Genomic DNA, 15689 nt, shown 5'->3' on the forward strand with positions numbered 1-15689 from the left:
CCGTACCGCCGGCCCCGCCGTGCCCGCCCCTCCGCAGTGGATCGATGCACGATCGGGCAGCTCGGCGGGTGGCCGGACCGGGGCGGGCGCCGGGAACACCAGATCAGATTGCCGTCCCACCCATCGTCCCCGCGTGTCGGCCACCTTCCCGCAATCTGATCACGCGACGGAGCGCGCCACGACGGGCAGGCCCGGACCCGGCGCGGGCGGACCGGCGCGGGCTGGCAGGTGAGGGAGGCGGGCGGGGCCAGGTGAGGACCGACGGACCGGGGGCGCGGGGGTGGCAGGGGCGGCGGGCGGGGGTGTCAGGCCGGCGGGGGTGCGCCGTGGAGCACCAGCGCGCTGTTGAACCCGTCGAAGCCCCGCGCGCAGACCAGCGCCACCCGGCTGCCGGGCCGGCGGGGGGCACGCAGGAAGTCCAGCTCGCAACCGGGGGCAGGATCGACCGGCCCCGCCGAGACGGGCAGCGTGTCGTGGTGGAAGGCGAGCAGGGCGGTCGCCACGTCCAGGGCCGACCCGCCCTGGTGCGCCCGGCCGGTCAACGACTTGTGGGTGCTCACCGGTGGCGGCCGGTCACCGAAGACCGCCCGCAGCGCCGTCGCCTCGCTCCGGTCGTAGCGGGCCACCCCGAGCGCGTCGGGGACGACCAGATCCACCTCGTCGGCGGTGTTCCCGGCGCGGGCCAGCGCCAACCGCATCGCCCGCGCGTACGTCGCCGGGTCACCGGCGGTGTCCGGGCCGGTGTGCACGGCGTCGTGGGTGGCCGCCCAGCCGGTCACCTCACCGTAGACCCGGGCACCCCGGGCCAGCGCGTGCTCCCGCTCCTCCACCACGAAGACCGCGCCCCCCTCGGCGGGCACGTAGCCGCCGGCCGCCCGGTCGAACGGCCGGTACGCCAGCGCCGGGTCGCCGACCTCGCTGAGCAGCCCGCAACGGAGCTGACAGGCCAGCGCGTACGGGCTCAGCGGGCACTCGGTCGCCCCGGCGATCACCACCGACGTGCCCCGCCGGATGGTGCGTACCGCGTGCGCCAGGCTGTCCAGCCCGCCGGCGGCCTCGGCGACCAGCACCCCGGACGGCCCCTTGAACTGGTGGTGGATGGAGAGCTGCCCGACGCTGGCCGCATAGAACCAGGCGATCGACTGGTACGCCCCGACGGTCCGGCTCGACCCGCCCCAGAGTCGTTGCAGCTCCCGCTGCCCGAACAGGTTCCCGCCGGACGAGCTGGCCAGGGTGACCGCCCAGTCGTACGGGTCCGGGGCACGGGCGGGCAGCCCGGCGTCGGCGAGCGCCAACGCGGTGGCGGCGAAGCCGAGCTGGGTCCACCGGTCGGTCTGCACGAGCTGCCGGGCGTCGACGTAGGCGGCCGGGGCGAACCCGGGCACCTCCCCGCCGATCCGCGTCGGGTAGCCGGCCGGGTCGAACAGGGTGATCGGCCCGGTCCGCCGGATCCCCCCGGTCACCGTCCGCCAGTGGGCGTCGACGCCGATGCCGCTGGGCGCGACCACACCGATCCCGGTGACCACCGCCCGCACCTGCTCCCGGCCCGCTCCACCGGACCGGGCCGGACCGGACGCCCGACCGGGAGCGGTCGTGCGGGGCTCCGTGGCCGGCGCGGTCACGACGCCGCCGCCAGCCGACGGAACAGCATCGCGGACTGGAAACCACCGAAGCCGCTGCCGACCGACAGGGCCACGTCGACCGGGGTCTCCCGGGCCACGTTCGGCACGTAGTCCAGGTCGCACTCCGGATCCCGGGTGGTCCAGTTGGCCGTCGGCGGCACCACCCCGTACTCGATGGCCAGCGCGCAGGCGGCCATCTCGATGGCGCCGATCGCGCCCAGCGAGTGCCCCACCATCGACTTGATCGAACTGACCGGCACCCGGTACGCCGTCGGGCCGAGCGCCCGCTTGAACGCCGCCGTCTCGTGCCGGTCGTTCTGCCGGGTGCCGGAGCCGTGCGCGCTGACGTAGGAGACCGCCGACGGGTCGAGCCGCGCCTGCCGCAGCGCCGCCGTGATGGCCAGACCCATCTCCACCCCGTCGGGCCGCAGCCCGGTCATGTGGAAGCCGTTGCTACGACCGGCGTAGCCGGCCACCTCGCAGTAGACGTGCGCGCCGCGCCGTCGGGCGTGCCCCCACTCCTCCAGCACCAGCACCGCCGCCCCCTCGGCGAGCACGAAACCCTGCCGGTGGGCGTCGAAGGGCCGGCTGGCGTGCGCCGGGTCGTCGTTGTCCGGGCTGGTCGCCCGGATCGCGTCGAACGAGGCGACGGTGACCGGGGAGATCGGCGAGTCGGCCGCCCCGGCCAGCACGATGTCCGCCTCCCCGTCGGCGACGAGCTGGTGGGCGTAGCCGATGGCGTCGATGCCGGAGGTGCAACCGGTGGAGATCACCTGCGCCGGCCCGTGCAGCCCGTGCCGGCAGGCCACGTCGGCGGCGAGGCTGCTCGGCACCAGCGCCTGGTAGAGGTACGGCCCGCCGAGGGCGTGGTCGACCAGCCAGTGCCGGCCCGAGTCGCTGACCCGCACGTACTCCTTCTCCAGGGCGGTGGTGCCGCCGACGGCGGTCCCCAGCACCACCCCGGCGACGTCCCGGTCGGCGTCGGTCAGCTCCAGGCCGCTGTCGGCCAGCGCCTCGGCGGCGCAGGCGAGCGCGAACTGCGCGTACCGGTCCGAGCGCTGCCGCTGCGCCGGGGTGAGCCCGGCCGCGTCCGGGTCGAAGTCGCACTCCGCGGCGATCTGCGACCGGTACGGCGACGGGTCGAACAGGCTGATCCGTCGGGTGGCCGTCCGGCCCTCGGCGAGGGTCTTCCAGAACCGGTCCCGGGTGACGCCGCCCGGGGCGACCACCCCGATCCCGGTCACCACCGTGCGCCGGCCGGTCACGACGGTCCCCGCTGCTCCACCAGCTCGGTGTCGACGTGGCCGAGCTCCGGGCGGGGGGCGAGCGGACCGAGGTGGAAGACCACCTCGGCGGTGGCGTCCCCGGTGTTGCGCAACCGGTGCCGCACGTTCCGCGGCACGAACAGCGCCTCCCCGGCGGCCAGCGGCACCGGCTCGTCGTCCAGGTCGACGGTGATCGCGCCCCGGACGAGATAGAGGAACTCCTCGCTGTACGGGTGGTAGTGCTCGGCTACCCGGTCACCGGGAGCCACCGTCACCACCCCCAGGAAACCCGAGGTGCTGCCGACGGTACGCGGGCCGAGCAGCACCCGCAGCTCCCCGCCGCGCCGCCGGTCGGCGGGCACGTCCCGGGCCGCGACCAGTCCGGTGGTGACCTCACTCATCGCCGGCCTCCGCGTGCGCCCGCTCGATCCGCTCCTTGATCAGCGCCAGTTGCGTCCGGCTGTTGGTGTTGATCCGCTCGGTCATCGCCGCGTCGTCCACCGGGGCGGTCGGCTTCATCGCGAAGTCCTGTACCCAGGTCATCCGGGTGCCCGCAGGCTCGGTGTCGTAGTACCAGTGGATCCGCATGTACTCGAACGGGCCGGTCTCCACCCGCCGGGCCCGCACCTGCCAGGTCGTCGGGTCGGCGGTGCGTTCGCTGACCCAGCTCCAGGCGACGCCGTTCTCGTCGGGGTGCATGGTGAGCCGGAAGCGCACCGTGTCTCCCTCGTGGTGCAGGATCTCCACAACCGCGTACTCGGTGAACAGCTCGGTCCAGCGCGGCACGTCGTTGGTGATCTCCCAGACCAGCGGCAGCGGCGCGGCGATGACAATGCTGTTCTCGGTGTGCCCGACGCCGGGGGCCGCCGGGTCGCCGAGCGCCGGGCCGGCGGGACCGGCGGCGGCCACCAGGTCGGCCACGCCGGCGATGCTGAGCCGCCCGGCCTGTTCGGGGATGCGTACCCGCCAGCGGTCGGCGACCACGGCGGACAGTTCCAGCAGCGCCAGCGAGTCCATCCCCAACTCCTCCAGGGTGGCGGCGGGCGCGCGGGCGGCGGCATCGGCGTCGAGGCCGCAGTGGGTCACCAGGATCTCGGTGATCTCACCGGTGAGCGGTCGGCCGTGGGTGACGGTCATCTCGGGTCCTCCTCGGTTACGGGTCCAGCGCTGCTCCCCGGCGGCCGTCGCCGCGCGGGCCACCCGGCGGTCGGGACGATCAGCGGACGGTCCATCGGTGCGGCCTCCCCACGGCGTACCTCCACCGGGCGACTGGCCCCGGTGTCCGACACCCTGCGGCCGGTCCCGTCACCCGGGCGTCACCCGACAGCCCGTCTCATGGTGACGGTGCGTTGACGCATGCTGTGTAACAGCTATGCGCTCGCTGTCCATCGCGACGACACTTCGCAGTTCAGGAGCATTGCGGCCCAGTCGCGATGCTTACACCTTCATTGACCGAGAGTAATCACATTGGTAGTGTTCGTGCCGGTCGGCCCGGCAGGCACGGCGCCGTCGCGGAGCGACCAGGCCACGGCGTCGCGGGAGACCGCGTCGAGGCACCGGACGGGCTGAACCCAGGTTCTCCGTGCAGGGGGTGCGCCAGTGACCGGTCAGGCCAGCCCGCCGACCAGCGACGTCCCGGGCGACCCACCCGTACACCTGCATCTGCTCGGCGGTTTCCGGCTGTTGCACGGCGACACCCCCGTGGTGGTGCCCCGGGGGCTGCAACGGGTGATCGCCGTGATCGGGCTGCGCCCCGGCGCCACCCGCAGCAACCTGGCTGGTCTGCTCTGGCCGGACGTGCCGGAGGAGCGGGCGCTGTCGTCCCTGCGCACCGCCCTGTGGCGGCTCCGCCAGGACCCGTGCTGCCCGCTGCTGGCCAGCGGTGACACCGTCCGTCTCGACCCGACGGTCCGGCTCGACGTGGACGACCTCGTCGCCGCCGCGGCCCGGGTCCGCAGCGGCGGCGACCCGCACGCCGCCGCCCTCGCGCTCGCCGCCGGCACCCGCGACCTGCTCCCCGGCTGGTACGACGACTGGGTGCTGCTGGACCGGGAACGGCTGCGCCAGCTCCGCCTGCACATGCTGGAACAACTCGCCGCCGACCAGCTCGAGGCCGGCCGGCACGGCGAGGCGTTGCAGGCCGCCCTGGAGGCGATGGCCGCTGAACCGCTCCGCGAGACGCCGCACCGCCTGGTGGTACGCATCCACCTCGCCGAGGGCAACGCGTTCGAGGCGGTGCACGCCTTCTACGTCTACCGGGACCTGCTCATGCGGGAGCTGCGGCTGGAACCGTCCCCCGCGATGTGCGCCCTGGTCGACGAGACTCTCGCGCCGATCCGGCAGGCCACCCGCCGCACCCCGGCCACCCGCCGTCACGATCCCTCCGGGCGGCGTGACGAGCAGGTGACAGCACCACCGCCAGGGTGGACCCACCGTGAGCCCCGCACCGACCGGGGCACACCACCGGCGAGAGGGGTCCGATGAGCCGTCTGGTGATCGTCAGCAGGATCATTCCCGGCGCGGAGGGGCGGGTCGCCCAGATCTTCGCCGAGTCCGACGCGACCGAACTACCCGCTCTCACCGGGCTGCGGCACCGCTCCCTGTACCGCCTGCACGACCTGTGCGTGCACCTGATGGAGACCACCGACGTGGACGTCGACACCCTGGTCACCGCCCACCACCACCCGCTGTACCAGCGGACCAACGAGCGGCTGTCGGCACACACGTCGTCGTACCTGCCGACCTGGCGGTCGCCCCGGGACGCGCCGGCCGGCTGCTTCTACAGCTGGGACGTCGCCGACGCGACCACCCCGGAGGCCCTGCGCTGAGCGTCACCACCGTCACCGCCGGGGTGAGCCGTCGCCGGCCGGTAGGGCCGGGGTGAACCGTCGCCGGCCGGTACCGCCGGGGTGAGCCGTCGCCGCTGGTAGGGCCGGCTGCGGCGGGTGCGGCCGCGACGACACCGCGTCGCGGTGTCGGCACCGCCCGACACCGGGCATTCCACCTGCGCAACGAGGGGCGGTCCTCCCTGTCGTCCGACATACGCGTATGCGAAGCTGCGGCGGGTCTTCGCGTTTTCCTCGCGACGACGACATACGCAATAGGGAGGTAGCCGTGCCGTCGACTTTCGGGCAATGGCTGATCGTGATTCTGGCCCTGCTGGTCGGCCTGGCCGGCGGGTGGGCGCTGTGGGGACGGCAGAAGCCGACCGTGACAGCGCCCATCGTGGAGGGTGACCCGGTCGTCGGGCTCTCCCCCGAGGAGAAGGCCGCCGCCACGATCGACGCCCCGCGCCCGGACGCCACGGTCGACGCCGCCCCGCTGCCCGCCGCCGTCGTGGACGAGCCCGCCCCGCACCAGGCCACCACCGCGCCGGCCACCGGTGACGCCGCCGCGACCACCGGCCCCACCGCACCCGTCGACGACACCCCCCTGGCCGACCGGGTCACGACCGACCCGACCCCGGTCGACCAGGTTCCCGTAGCCGTCGACGAGGTTCCTGTCGACCACGCGTCGGCCGACCAGGTTCCGGCCCTCGACGGTACGCGCACCACCGTCGCCGCCGACCGGCCCGTCCCGCTGACCGACATCGAGGACGAGCCGGCCGCCGCCGACCGCACCGGCGCTGACCCGTCGGCCCCGGTCACCGTCACCGACGGGAGCACCGTGTCGGTCCCCGCCCCCCGGACCGCCGTCGAGGACACCCCCGAACCGGCCGCCGACCTGCCGGAGCCGACCCCGGCCGACGCCGAACCCACCGCCACCGGACCGGCCGCGGACGACCCGGTGACCGAGCGGCCCGCCGAGCCGACGGCCGAGGCCGCACCGGCCGACCCGGTGCCGGCCGACCCGGCGACCGCGCCGGACCCGGCCACCCGTACGCCGATCACCGGCGCGGAGCCGGAGCCGGCCATGTCCGACGACGCGCCGGCCGCCGCCGACACCGACGACGCGCGGGCCGCCCTGGTCACCGCGCCGGAGTCCACCACCCCGGCCGCCGCCGGCACCGACGACGCGCCGGCAACCCCGGCAGCCGCGCCGGAGCGCACCGACCCGGTCGCCGCCGACGTGGATGGCGCGCCGGCAGGCGTTGCGGCGGTGGTCCCGACGCAGCGCACCGACCCGGACCGCGCCCCCGTCGCGGGCACCGCCCCTCTCCAGGACGCCGCCCTTCTCCAGGACGCCGCCACCGGGCAGGACGAGCCGGCGGACGACTTCCGCCGCATCCAGGGCGTCGGCCCGAAGATCGCCGCCGCCCTCCAGGCTGCCGGTGTCCGCACCTACCGGCAGCTCGCCGAACTCGACGAGGCGAGCCTGCGGGACACGATCCGCGCCGCAGGGCTGCGCGCCACCGCCAGCCTGGCCACCTGGCCGCAGCAGGCGAGGGTACTGGCCGGTGCGGGTGCCGAGGCCACCCGGGTGCTGCCGACGCCGACCGGAGGCGACGCCCAGGGCTGATCGGCTCGGCCGCGGGGGCCGGTGGGGCGTACCCGGCACGTGCCTACCGGCCCGCGCACCCACCGGCCGGAAACTGACCGTTCCGGAATACCGTTTATCCGGTCCCGACCGGTGGGTACATGGGCGTCACCTCAAATACAACACCAGCCGGGAGGCACCCCCATGCGCGGTTCGTCGATCCTCGGAGTCATCGTCGTCATCTGGTTGATCATCGGTGCTGTCGCCGCCGGTCAGCGCGGTTACTACGGAAACGACGACACCAACTGTGCCGAGGCCGGCACCATCCTGGTGACCATCGTGGCCGGGCCGCTCAACTACATCGGCGCCAACCCGAAGATCGACTGCAAGCTCCCCGAGCCTTCGAAGTAGACCGCGCCCGCCCGGCCCGCGCCCACCCCTCGGGGCGCGGGCCGCCTCATGTCCGCTCCAGATCACTACCCTGTCGCCCACCCCACACCCGCTAACCTTCCTAGGAACCCACCCTGTATCCTCGACCACCCCGCCCATCGACGCCCATCACTCGTCGATCAAGAGGTAACGGTCAGCATGGCGCGCTCTGGTGACCTGAACCTCTTGATCACCGGCGCAAGCACGGGCCGGGCCGGGGGCGGGGGCGGGGCCGGAGCGGGGGCGGGGCGGGGGCGGGGGCGGGGGCGGGGCGGGGGCGGGAGGACGGGCGGGAGCGGGGTCAGCCGGCTACGTGGATGCCGGGGCGGCGGGAGGGGTCGGGTTCGCTCTTGCGGATGATCTCCCGGACCACCGGTGGGGTGTCGCCGCGGCCCAGGATCAGGTAGCGCAGCAGATGGGCGATCGGGTTCCCCTCCGACCACTCGAAGTGGGCGTGCGGACGGACGCCGGTGCCGTCGCGCAGCGCCAGCAGGATCGCGGCGATCGCGTTCGGCACCGCCGGGCTGCCGGCCCGCAGCACCCGGAACCCGCCCACCTCGACCCCGCGCACCCGGAGCACCCGACTGAACTCCGAGGGATCCACCACGTCGATCTCCAGGAAGAGCACGTCGGAGGCGCCGGGCACCGGGTTCATGCCCCGTTGCGCCCGCTCCTTGACCCGGTACTCCTTGAGCGCGCCGCTGTCGCGCTTGTGGGCGATCAGGTGCAACCGGCCGTCGTGGGCCAGCGACTCGGCGACGAAGCGGCGGGCCGGCTCGTCGAACTCGATCCGCTCGGCCCGCAGCTCGGTGGTCCGGGTGACCCGGGAGACCAGCGAGACCACGACGATGCCGGCGACGAACAGTCCGGAGATGGCGATCCCGTCCGGCTTCGCGATCACGTTCTCGGTCAACGCGTAGAGCAGCATCGCGGTCAGCACCGTGAAGCCGACCGCGGCGAACCGGTGGTGGGCCCGGACCGCCGCGATGGTCACCGCGACCGCGCCGGAGACCATCATCGCCAGGATCCCGGTGGCGTACGCGCCGGCCTGGGCGTTCACGTCGGCCCGGAAGGCGACGGTGAGGATGATGCTGATCAGCGTGTACACCAGGACCACCGGCCGGACCGCCCGCCCCCACTCGGGCGCCATCCCGTACGACGGCAGGTAACGCGGCACGATGTTGATCAGGCCGGCCATCGCCGACGCCCCGGCGAACCAGAGGATCAACACGCTGCTGATGTCGTAGACCGTGCCGAAGCCCTCCCCGAGGTGCGCGTGGGCGAGCCAGGCCAACGCCCGGCCGTTCGCCGCGCCCCCGGGTTGGAACTCGCGCGGCGGGATCAGCACGGTGGTGACGAACGCGGTGGCCAGCAGGTACACCGACATGATCAACGCGGCGGCGGTGAGCAGCCGCCGGGTGTTGCGGATCCGCGCGGCCAGCCGCTGCTGGCGATCCGCACCCGCCCCACGGACCAGCGGCATCATGCTCACCCCGGTCTCGAAGCCGGACAGGCCGAGGACCAGCAGCGGGAAGGCCAGCACGGCAGGGCCGAGCACGGCACCGAACCCGTCGCCCCCGGCGGTCAGCGCGGCCGTCCAGTCCTTTACGGCGGCCGGGTCGGCGGCGATCTCGGCCAGACCGGCCGCCACGGTCACCGCGTTGAGCGCGAGAAAGACCACGACCAGCGGTACGGCCACCAGCACCGCCTCGCTGAACCCGAGCAGGAACACCCCGCCGAGGACGAGCAGCAGCGCCACCGTCACCAGTACGGCCGTCCCGGTGCCGTGCGGCGCCGACGACGGCAGGTACGGGTTCTCCAGCAGATGCACCGTCGCGTCGGCGGCGGACAGGGTGATCGTGACGATCCACGAGGTGGCGACGAAACCGAGCAGCACCAGCACGAAGAGCTTGCCCCGCCAGAACGGCAGCAGCCGCTCCAGCATCGCCACCGAACCCTGCCCGTGCGGGCTCTCCCGGGCGACCCGGCGGTACATCGGCAGCATCCCGAACAGGGTGAGCGCCACGATCAACAGGGTGGCCAGCGGGGAGAGCGCGCCGGCGGCCAGCGCCGCGATACCCGGCAGGTAGGACAGGGTCGAGAAGTAGTCGACGCCGGTCAGGCACATCACCTGCCACCAGGGGTGCCGGCGCTGGCTGCCCTCCTCGGTCTCCGGGCCGACCGGCTGCACCCGGTGCGCGAAGAGCCACCGGCGAAGGCCGCCCTGGGGTCGCGCCGGCCGGGCGTGGCTCTCCACGCACTCCGGCAGCCGCACCGGCCCCGGCCGGGTGCGCTCGCCCTGGCCGGCGGACCGGGCCTCCCGCAGCGCCCGCCCGTGCCCCGGCGACGGCGTGCTCCCCCGTCGTTCCCGGGGCCGCCGTTCGCGTGCGCCGTCCCGCCCGTCCACCATCCCCCCGACCGCCCTGGTAGCCCCTGTTCCCGACGGTAGGCGCTGGCACCGGCTCCGCCGGCCGGAACGGGGAAGCCGGGGGATCCCTCAGGCCGGGCGCATCGTCAGGCCGGGTGGGCGGCGCCCGGTGGCGCGACGGACAGTGCCCCCAGCAGGGCGTCGGGGTCGGTGACGGTCACCGTGGCCGCCGGGTGGCGCAGCCACCGGCCGGGGGCCAGCCCCGGCACCGGCGAGCCGAACCGCAGGCACACCCCGGCCGTGGTGCCGGTACCGAAGGTCACCCCGCCGTCGGCCAGCGACAGGTGCGGCCCGACCACCCGCCACCAGCGGTACGGCCCACCGCGCCGGGCACCGACCACGTTCCCCCGCGCGGTACGCAGCCGCCAGGGGCCGAACCGGATCGCCACCGTCTCGTCGTCGACCACCACGGCACAGGTCCGCGGCCGGATGCCGAGCAGCGCCAGCGGGGCCTGGAACCTCGGGTCGAACCGGAACGCGAACCGGTGTACGGGCATGGCCGACGGATACCCGGTGCACGCCACCCGACACCCGGCCCCGCCGACGGGTGACCCGGACTCCTGGAGCGCGGACCGGCAGCGGCCACGGACCGGACCGGCACACCGGCCCCCATGCCCGGACCGACACGCACTCCGGCCAGCATCCCGGCCCCGTGCCCGGACCGGCGGGTGACGGCGGGAAGGTGTCAGGTCAGGGCGCGGGTCCAGTCGTCGACGTGTGCGGTCAGGTGGTCGGCGACCGACCGCCAGTAGGGGCCGTCCTCGGCGTGGATCCTGGCCCACGGCTGCACGCCGTCCCGGGCGCCGTCGCGCAGCAGGTCGTACATCGCGCGGGCCCGGGGACCGAGGGTCGCGGCGAGCGCGGGGCGCTCCGCCGCCGGCAGGCCGTAGCCGTCGACCAGGACCCGCAGCCGGTGGGCCGACTCCGCGACCGGCCGGTCGGGGCGCATCCCGGCCATCGCCTGCGCGGCGTACGCCAGCTCCCAGCGGCGGGTGCCGGGGCCGGCGCCGTCCCAGTCGATCAGCACCCAACCGCGCGGGGCGCGGACCAGGTTCCACGGTGCCGCGTCGTGGTGGCAGATCAGATCCGTGCCGTCGGGGCGGATCGGCACCTGCCACCGGGCCGACGCCGGGGGCACGAAGTCGGCCACCGCGCGGTGCAGGTCGGCCAGCAGGCGACCGATCGAGGCCAGCTCGCCGGTCCGGTACCGGCCGGCGGGGTGTCCGCACTCTCCCGGCACGTACTCCAGCACCTGACGGCCCTGGTCGTCACGGCCCAGCGGCCGGGGCGCACCGTCGAAGCCGGCGTCGTGCAGGTGGGTCAGCAGTGCGTCGACCGCATCGGTCCACGGGCCGACCGGCCGGCGGACGGTGTCACCGACCCGGACCACCCCGGTGGTCACGTTGCCGGGCAGCGGCTGTTCGTCGGGGCGCATCGCACCATCCTGGCCGAACGGACGCGTCCCCGCGCGCCGGTTTCCCGGCGCGCGGGGACCCCCCGTCGCGGCTGCTACTGCAGGAACGCCCCCAGTGGTGACAGCAGCAGCCGGCCGAGCGCAGCGGCGTTGTCGTCCAGCCGGGTGCGCTCGCCGTCACGGGCCTGCGGATCGTGCCGGCAACGCCAGATCTTCTGCGCGTTGCGCCAGGCCACGTCCCTGGTGTATTCGACCAGTTCGCCCTGGTACCAGTCGTCGATGTCCCCGTTGAGCATGTCGAGGAGCAGCTGCCACCGCTCCAGGTAGCCGCGCCGCAGCGAGGGGATCTTGTCGGCGAAGATGTCGTTGATCTTGAGGTAGTCCCGGTGCTGCTCGGTGCCGTCCACCGGCTCGGACTCCAGGTGGTCGAACGTGGTCACCAGGGCGAACGGCAGGTCGAAGTTGATGTGCGCGTTCACCCCCGCCGCCGCCGACGGCAACGGCCGGGCGTCCGGGCCGCGCATCCGCTGGAACAGGCAGGACCAGGCGCGCGGGGTGGTCGGGCTCGACTCGGTCCACAACCGCATCGCGTCGAAGTAGCGGGCCGCGAACTCGACGTCCAGCCGGGACAGGAAGACCGGGTCGGCGAAGTAGTCGTCGTAGAGCCCCTCCAGCACCCGGCTGGTGATGGTCAGGTAGAGCCGGTTGAAGTCGGCCAGCGGGCAGCTCCGCTCCAACGGCGGCATCCGGACCAGCAGATCCTGGAGCTTGGTGAGGTGGTCGACCACCGCCGGTACGTCCTCCGGATGATCGGCGAGCAGGTCGACGATGTCCGCGTGGACGGGCCCCCAGACCGGTTCCCTCATGACTCCTCCACAGTGGTCGGGGCAGCGCCGCGCCGTCGTTGTCGAGGGACAGCCTGTCAGCGCCGGTGTCGTACCGGATCAGTAGAACGACGTATTCGACACCGCGCCGGACGTACGCTCACGCGCCCCGGGTGCGCAGGTGGATGGCGCTGGCCTGCACCCTCGTCCGCACCTGGAGCTTGTCGAAGATGTGCGACACGTGCACGCCGATGGTGCGTTCGCTGATGAACAGCCGCTGGCCGATCTCCCGGTTGGTCAGCCCCTCGGCCACCGCGGCGAGCACCTCACGTTCCCGTGCGGTCAGCGTGGTCAGCTCGTCAGCGTCCGACCCGACCGGTGCGCCGGCCCCGTCCGCCCCGCCGGCACGGGTGCGGCCCGCCCCGACCGGCCGGCTCCGCCCCGCCCGCGCACGCGGGACACCCGTGGCCGGCGCGGACGGGGCGCGCTCGGTCAACTCCACCCGGGCCCGCCCGGCCAACGTCCTGATCTCGCTGGTCAGCGGCACGGCCCCCAGGCCCTGCGCCATCTCGTGGGCCTCCCGCAGCAGCCGGCCCACGGCCTTGCCCCGGCTCCGCCGGGCCAGCAACGCCTCGGCCTGCCGCAGTCGCGAGTAGGCCGCCGGGTAGGGATGGTGCCGCTTGTCCCACTCCGCCGCCGACCGGGCCCAGGCCTCCGGGTCGCCCCGCCCGTCGAGCCGGGTCAGCTCGGCCATGCTCAACACCAGGAAACCGTCGGCGCTGAGCCGGACCGGACCGGCGGCCGTCCTGCTCTTGCTGGCCACCCGGTCGAGCGCGTCGCGCAGCCGGCGGACCGCCGTGGGGTCCACCGCGACGGTCCGGCTGGCGTGCGCCTCCGCCTCGGCCCGCAGCCCGTGCCAGGCCAGCGTGCCCAGCAGCACCACGTCGTCGGAGCGGCTCTCGGTCAGCCCCCGCTGCACCGCCTGCCGGGCCACGTCATGCCGGCCCTGCCACATCGCCAGCCCGGCGCGCAGGATCAGCATCGGCAGCACGTGCCGGGGTGCGCCACCACCGGCGAGCATGGTCGCCACCGCCTCCAGGTCCCGGTCGGAGGCCTCGACGTCGCCGTACCCGACGGAGAGCCGGCAGCGGGCCAGCAGCAGCTCCACCGCGTCGGCCCCGGACGGACGGTGCCGCAGCGCCGCCGCGACCACCTTCTCCGCCTCGGCCCACTGGCCGACCCGGAACAGCCCGTTGGTGGCGATGGCCAGCAGCCGGGTCTCGTAGGTGCGGCCCAGCCCCAGCTCGGCGACCCGCTCGGCGCCCCGCCGGGCCACCACCACCCCCTCTTCGAGGATGTTCAGCGGCCCGGTCATCAGCTCCGCCAGATGCAGGTACGCGCAGGCCACGTCCTCGGGGCCACCGGAGCGCTCGGCGGTGTCCAGCGCCCGGCGGACCACCGTCAGGCCCGCGTCCGGGTCCTCCAGGAACGCCTCACTGAAGCCCAGCGCGGAGCTGGCCAGTACCACCTCGGTGGTGCTGCCGCCGACCGTCGCCGCCAGCTCCAGCGCCTCGCGGGCGCGTTGCCCGGCGTCGGCGTACCGGCCCAGGTGCAGCAGCAGCTCGGCGAGGCGGGCGGCGGCCGTCGTCCGTTCCCGGGTGGTGCACTCGGCGGATTCCAGCACGCTGCGGTACTCCGCCTCGGCGGGGGCGGACCGGCCCGCCGCGGCGAGGTAGCGGGCCCGCCGGATGCGCAGCCCGCAGGACGGGTCGAGCGGTTCGCCGCCGGTCAGCTCGGTCAGCAGGGACAGCGCGCGGGCGTGCTCGCCGCTCTGGTGGGCGGTCTCGGCGGCGTGCTCCAGCAGCACCGCCCGGTCCACCTCGGGCGGGGTCGCCCCCGGTCCGCTGACCGGGGTGGCGGCGAGCTGCAACGCCGCCGTCCAGTGCCGGTGCGCCTCGGCGAAACCGTAGAGCCGTTCGGCCTCCCCGGCGGCGGCCATCGCCGCCGGCAGGGCGCGTCCGGGCTCGCCGGCCAGCCGCCAGTGGTGTGCCAGCCGCGCCTGGTGCAGCTCCGCCGGTGCCCGGGTGAGCGCCTCGGCGTACCGCCGGTGCAGGCCGGTCCGCTCCGCCGGGAGCAGCTCGTGGGCGAGCACCTCGGCGACCAGCCGGTGCCGCAGCCGGTAGCCGTCGTCCGCACCGACGAGCAGCCGGTGGGCGACCGCCTCCCGAAGCGCCTCGATCAGCTCCGCCTCGGGCAGGCCGAGCACCTCGGCGAGCAGCCAGTGCTCGACCGGTTCGACACCGACGGCGACCGCGTGCACCGCCGCGTGCGCGTGCCGGGGCAGTGCGTCCACCCGGGACAGGAAGATCTCGCGCAGCGTGTCGGACAGCCCGGCGCGGCCGTCGCGCAGGTCACGGGCCAGCTCCTCGACCACGAACGGGTTGCCGCCGCTGCGCTGCCAGATCTGCTCGGCGGCCTCCGGCGCCAGCGGCGTACCGACGATCTCGACGGCCAGCCGGTCGGTGTCGGCCCGGTCGAGCGGGGCCAGGTCGAGCACCCGCACCGACCGCAGCCGGCGCAGCTCGGTGAGCACCCGACGCAGTGGATGTGCCCCCTGCAACGACTCGGCCCGCACCGCCGCCAGCACCGACAGTTGCAGGTCACCGAGGCCGGCGAGCAGATAGAGCAGCAGTTGCCGGGTGGTCCGGTCCACCCACTGGAGGTCGTCGAGGACGAGCACCAGCGGACGCCCCTGGGCGATCATGCTCAGCCCCCGGGAGACCCGCTCCAGCAGTGCCCCGGCGCTGTCGGCTCCCCCGGTCTCCTCGACGAAGGTCCGCAGCAGGCCGCGCACCGTCGACGAGGTGCGGGCCTGGCCGGCGGCGAGCTCGGCGTCGAACCGGCGCAGCGCCTGGAGCACCGGGTGCAGCGGTGAGGCGTCGCCGATGTCCAGGCAGGAGCCGGTGAGCACCACCGCCCCCGCGTCCCGTAACCGGGCCGCCGCCTCGGTGAGCAGGCGGGTCTTGCCCACCCCGCTCTCGCCGCTGACGAAGACCGCGGCGGTCTGCCCGGGACCGATGTCGTGGTGGAGCGCGGCGCACAGCACCGCCAGCTGGTCGGCGCGGCCGACGAGCGGTGCGGTGTCCACATCGCTGGCCATGTCCGCAGCCTAGTCACAGGTCCCCGCACCCTTCTACGGGCTTAATCCCTCACCGGTACCTCTCGCGTCGACATTGCGACTAAAGGTGCTGTCGCGCCGACATACGTCGTTCGGCAGATCCCCCGTCAGCC

13 protein-coding genes are annotated in these 15689 nt (G+C 74.6%); 4 read left to right on the plus strand and 9 right to left on the minus strand.

Annotation, left to right across the window (positions count from 1 at the left end; all coding sequences use genetic code 11):
* Positions 1 to 305: 305 nt before the first annotated feature.
* The 4 genes from GA0070623_RS05075 to GA0070623_RS05090 form a co-directional block, all read right to left on the minus strand.
* Complete coding sequence (locus tag GA0070623_RS05075; protein WP_067308454.1) at positions 306 to 1535, minus strand: beta-ketoacyl synthase N-terminal-like domain-containing protein; 1230 nt, start codon at positions 1533 to 1535, stop codon at positions 306 to 308.
* An 83-nt stretch (positions 1536 to 1618) separates the two neighbouring features.
* On the minus strand, positions 1619 to 2887 hold the full coding sequence (locus tag GA0070623_RS05080; protein WP_067308427.1) for a beta-ketoacyl-[acyl-carrier-protein] synthase family protein: 1269 nt from the start codon (positions 2885 to 2887) through the stop codon (positions 1619 to 1621).
* Positions 2884 to 3288 (minus strand): cupin domain-containing protein, encoded by a 405-nt coding sequence (locus tag GA0070623_RS05085; RefSeq protein WP_067308430.1) that lies wholly within the window; start codon positions 3286 to 3288, stop codon positions 2884 to 2886. The genes GA0070623_RS05080 and GA0070623_RS05085 overlap by 4 nt, the downstream gene beginning before the upstream one ends.
* Entirely contained in the window at positions 3281 to 4024 is a 744-nt protein-coding gene (locus GA0070623_RS05090) for an SRPBCC family protein (RefSeq protein ID WP_067308432.1), read from the minus strand. The genes GA0070623_RS05085 and GA0070623_RS05090 overlap by 8 nt, the downstream gene beginning before the upstream one ends.
* 462 nt (positions 4025 to 4486) lie before the next feature.
* Here GA0070623_RS05090 and GA0070623_RS05095 point away from each other — a divergent pair, with 462 nt between their 5' ends.
* The 4 genes from GA0070623_RS05095 (at position 4487) to GA0070623_RS05110 (ending at position 7714) form a co-directional block, all read left to right on the plus strand.
* Positions 4487 to 5371: an AfsR/SARP family transcriptional regulator gene (locus tag GA0070623_RS05095; protein ID WP_084261303.1), complete on the plus strand. Its 885-nt coding sequence runs from the start codon at positions 4487 to 4489 to the stop codon at positions 5369 to 5371.
* Complete coding sequence (locus GA0070623_RS05100; protein ID WP_067308435.1) at positions 5368 to 5715, plus strand: TcmI family type II polyketide cyclase; 348 nt, start codon at positions 5368 to 5370, stop codon at positions 5713 to 5715. The genes GA0070623_RS05095 and GA0070623_RS05100 overlap by 4 nt, the downstream gene beginning before the upstream one ends.
* A gap of 286 nt (positions 5716 to 6001) precedes the next feature.
* Complete coding sequence (locus GA0070623_RS30790; protein ID WP_067308438.1) at positions 6002 to 7345, plus strand: hypothetical protein; 1344 nt, start codon at positions 6002 to 6004, stop codon at positions 7343 to 7345.
* A 162-nt stretch (positions 7346 to 7507) separates the two neighbouring features.
* Positions 7508 to 7714, plus strand: coding sequence for a hypothetical protein (locus GA0070623_RS05110; protein WP_067308441.1), 207 nt, complete (start codon positions 7508 to 7510; stop codon positions 7712 to 7714).
* 319 nt (positions 7715 to 8033) lie between these two features.
* On the opposite strand, the gene GA0070623_RS05120 is transcribed toward GA0070623_RS05110, so the two are convergent.
* The 5 genes from GA0070623_RS05120 to GA0070623_RS05140 all read right to left on the minus strand — a co-directional run bounded on the left by GA0070623_RS05120 (position 8034) and on the right by GA0070623_RS05140 (position 15558).
* Positions 8034 to 10142, minus strand: a complete 2109-nt coding sequence (locus GA0070623_RS05120) for an APC family permease (RefSeq protein WP_067314584.1) — start codon at positions 10140 to 10142, stop codon at positions 8034 to 8036.
* Positions 10143 to 10246: 104 nt separating this feature from the next.
* A complete protein-coding gene (locus tag GA0070623_RS05125) occupies positions 10247 to 10657 on the minus strand; it encodes a hypothetical protein (protein ID WP_067314594.1) in 411 nt (136 codons plus the stop codon).
* 188 nt (positions 10658 to 10845) lie between these two features.
* Positions 10846 to 11595 (minus strand): phosphotransferase, encoded by a 750-nt coding sequence (locus tag GA0070623_RS05130; protein ID WP_067314586.1) that lies wholly within the window; start codon positions 11593 to 11595, stop codon positions 10846 to 10848.
* Between the two features lie 74 nt (positions 11596 to 11669).
* Positions 11670 to 12440, minus strand: coding sequence for a DUF5995 family protein (locus GA0070623_RS05135; protein ID WP_067314589.1), 771 nt, complete (start codon positions 12438 to 12440; stop codon positions 11670 to 11672).
* Between the two features lie 118 nt (positions 12441 to 12558).
* On the minus strand, positions 12559 to 15558 hold the full coding sequence (locus GA0070623_RS05140) for a helix-turn-helix transcriptional regulator (protein ID WP_067314592.1): 3000 nt from the start codon (positions 15556 to 15558) through the stop codon (positions 12559 to 12561).
* Positions 15559 to 15689 lie beyond the last annotated feature (131 nt).

Source organism: Micromonospora rifamycinica (assembly GCF_900090265.1).
Lineage (GTDB): Bacteria > Actinomycetota > Actinomycetes > Mycobacteriales > Micromonosporaceae > Micromonospora > Micromonospora rifamycinica.

Excerpts from the sequence above, each read along its gene's own strand:
- GA0070623_RS05100 (WP_067308435.1), top strand. The coding sequence starts at position 5,368 with ATGAGCCGTCTGGTGATCGTCAGCAGGATCATTCCCGGCGCGGAGGGG.
- GA0070623_RS05125 (WP_067314594.1), bottom strand. The coding sequence starts at position 10,657 with ATGCCCGTACACCGGTTCGCGTTCCGGTTCGACCCGAGGTTCCAGGCC.
- GA0070623_RS05120 (WP_067314584.1), bottom strand. The coding sequence starts at position 10,142 with ATGGTGGACGGGCGGGACGGCGCACGCGAACGGCGGCCCCGGGAACGA.
- GA0070623_RS05090 (WP_067308432.1), bottom strand. The coding sequence starts at position 4,024 with ATGACCGTCACCCACGGCCGACCGCTCACCGGTGAGATCACCGAGATC.
- GA0070623_RS05135 (WP_067314589.1), bottom strand. The coding sequence starts at position 12,440 with ATGAGGGAACCGGTCTGGGGGCCCGTCCACGCGGACATCGTCGACCTG.
- GA0070623_RS05085 (WP_067308430.1), bottom strand. The coding sequence starts at position 3,288 with ATGAGTGAGGTCACCACCGGACTGGTCGCGGCCCGGGACGTGCCCGCC.
- GA0070623_RS05110 (WP_067308441.1), top strand. The coding sequence starts at position 7,508 with ATGCGCGGTTCGTCGATCCTCGGAGTCATCGTCGTCATCTGGTTGATC.
- GA0070623_RS05130 (WP_067314586.1), bottom strand. The coding sequence starts at position 11,595 with ATGCGCCCCGACGAACAGCCGCTGCCCGGCAACGTGACCACCGGGGTG.
- GA0070623_RS05140 (WP_067314592.1), bottom strand. The coding sequence starts at position 15,558 with ATGGCCAGCGATGTGGACACCGCACCGCTCGTCGGCCGCGCCGACCAG.